General features: G+C 75.3%; 1 protein-coding gene. It reads right to left on the bottom strand.

Annotated elements, in window-relative coordinates; genetic code table 11:
* Positions 1–2,499, bottom strand: a 2,499-nt coding sequence (locus ACWDS7_RS47875; RefSeq protein ID WP_451934734.1) for a condensation domain-containing protein, incomplete at both ends; no start/stop codon positions are given.

The following is a 2,499-nucleotide window of genomic DNA, read 5'->3' as shown; positions in this document are numbered from 1 at the left end:
TGCGACACCTCCACACCCTTCGGCTCACCCGTCGACCCCGACGTGAAGATCACATACGCCGGCGCACCCGGATCCACCTCCACCGGCCCCGCCAGAGGAGCCCCGTCGGCCACCGCCGCCGCCACCGGCGCGTGCTCCACGCCGTCCGGGGAGATCCCGGGGTCGCCCGTCAGCACCAGCCGCACGCCGGCCCGCCGGTAGATCCGGTCCCGGCGGATCGGGGGCTGGTCCATGCCCACCGGGACGTAGGCCGCCCCGGCCGCCAGCACGCCCAGCGCCGCCACGTACTGGTCCGTGCCCCGGGGCACCGTCACCGCGACCGTGTCGCCCGGACCCACGCCCCGCGAGCGCAGCCATCCCGCCACCCGCAGCGCCCGGCCGGCGAGCTCGCCGTACGACAGGCCGCCGCCGTCCCGGACCAGCGCGGCCCGCTCCGGCTCCGCCTCGGCCAGGGCGAAGAAACGCGAATGCAGGGCCCCCTCGGGCACCGGCCCCGCCGTGCCGTTCGCCTCGGCGCGGACCACGAGCTGACCCGCCGGCACCGCGCAGGGCGCCACCGCGTCCCAGGCGCCCCCGGCCAGCCACTCCAGCATCTCGGCGAAGGCGCCGAACATCCCGTCCAGCACGCCCGCCGGGAACAGCTCCTCGACGGCGTCCCAGTTGAACAGCAGCCCGCCCGCCGACTCCACCACCTGGTGGTCCAGCCACACCTGGGGGGTCTGGGAGACGCCCCAGACGGGCTCGGCGAACAGCCGCGCGCCGGCGTCCCACGGGTCGTCGCCCGTCACGCCGAGCGTGCTGGTGAACACCACCGGCATGGAGACCTCGGCGGAACCGGTGCGCCTGGCCAGCTCCCGCATGACCCAGATGGCCGAGGCGTCGCTGTGCTCCAGATCGGCGACCACCTGCCGCTGCAGGCGCCGGGCGCTGTCGAGCCAGGTCTCCCCGGCGGCGGGCCGGTAGGCGACGAGCAACAGGGAGGTGAAGTCGCCCAGGACGTTGCCGATGTCGGGGTGGACCTCCCTGCGGTCGAAGAGGGTGAGGTTGATCGTCAGGTCCTGCCGCGCGCTCCACGCCCCCAGCACCTCGGCGAAGGCGGTGGCGAGCACGGTGGAGGGGGTGAGGGCGTGCTTCCTTGCGGTCTCCTTGACGGCCCGCCACCGCTCGGGCGACAGGCGGGCCTGGCGCCGCACGAAGCGGGGACGGCCGATCCGCGAGGGGTCGGCGGCCAGCGGGAGCTGGGGGGCGGGGGGCAGCTCGGCCACCCGGTCGGACCAGTACGCCCGCGCCTTCTCGAGTGAGGCGGGGTCGGGCCGGACGCCGAGCACGTAGTCGCGGAAGGACATGTCGACCGGGGGCAGTTCGGCGCCGGGGTCGGCGTAGAGGGCCTCCAGCTCCCGCAGCACGGTCATCGAGCTCAGCGCGTCGAGGATGATGTTGTCGAAGCTGATCCCGATGCGGGTGCGGTCCCCGGCGTAACGCACGGCCCGCACGTCGAACAGGGGCCACCGGGTGGCGTCGATGAGCTGGTGCGACATGGCCTCCCGCAGCTCCGCCAGGGCCTGGTCCGCCCGGTCGCCGTCGGCGCCGGGAACGTCGGTGACCGGGATGGGGAATCTCGGCACCTCGGGCAGGATGCGCTGGCGGCCGTCGGGGAGGAACTCGGCGCGCAGCATCTCGTGGCGCCGGATGAGCAGGTTCCACGCCTCCTCCAGCCGGGCGAGGTCGACCCCGGTGACGTCGTACTCGGTGTAGAAGTGGCAGCCCACGCCGCCCAGCGCGAAGTCGTCGGTCCGCCCGACCCAGTAGGCGCGCTGCACGTCGGTCGGCGGGAACGGGTCGTACCGGTGCGCGGGGTCGGGTGTCAGCGTCCGCTGCGCGGGGGCGGAGCCGCCGGGGTCGAGGGTGGCCGCGAAGTCGGCCAGGACCGGTGTCTCGAACAGCCGGGAGAGCTCCGCGCCGCCGATGCCCGCCGCGCGCAACCTGGTCATCAGCCGCGTCGCGAGCAGGCTGTCCCCGCCGAGGGTGAAGAAGTTCTGGTCCCGGCCCACGGCGGGCAGTCCGAGCAGCTCGGCCCAGATCTCCGCCACGGCCGTCTCGGTCGCGCCGCGCGGCGGCACGGCCGGCTCGGCGCGCCCGGCGGACTCCCCGTCGAGGATGCCCCGCACGGCCTCCCGGTCGACCTTGCCGTTGGCGCTGAGCGGCAGCTCCGGCAGTGCCGCGAACCGTTCGGGGATCATGTACGGCGGCAGGCGTCCGGCGAGCCAGTCGCGCAGCCCCGCCGGGACGGTGCCGTCGGGCGCCGTCACCAGCGCCGCCAGGCGGCGGGCCGCGCCGCCCACCGTGGTGACCACCGCGTGGCCCACCTCGGGGTGCGCCGCCAGCGCGCTCTCGATCTCTCCCGGCTCGATCCGGTGGCCGCCCACCTTCACCTGGTGGTCGGCCCGGCCGAGGAACTCCAACGTGCCGTCCGGCCAGTAACGGCCCAGATCACCGGTC

The sequence above is a fragment of the Streptosporangium sp. NPDC003464 genome, from assembly GCF_053588315.1.
This window is presented reverse-complemented; position numbering and strand designations above follow the sequence as displayed.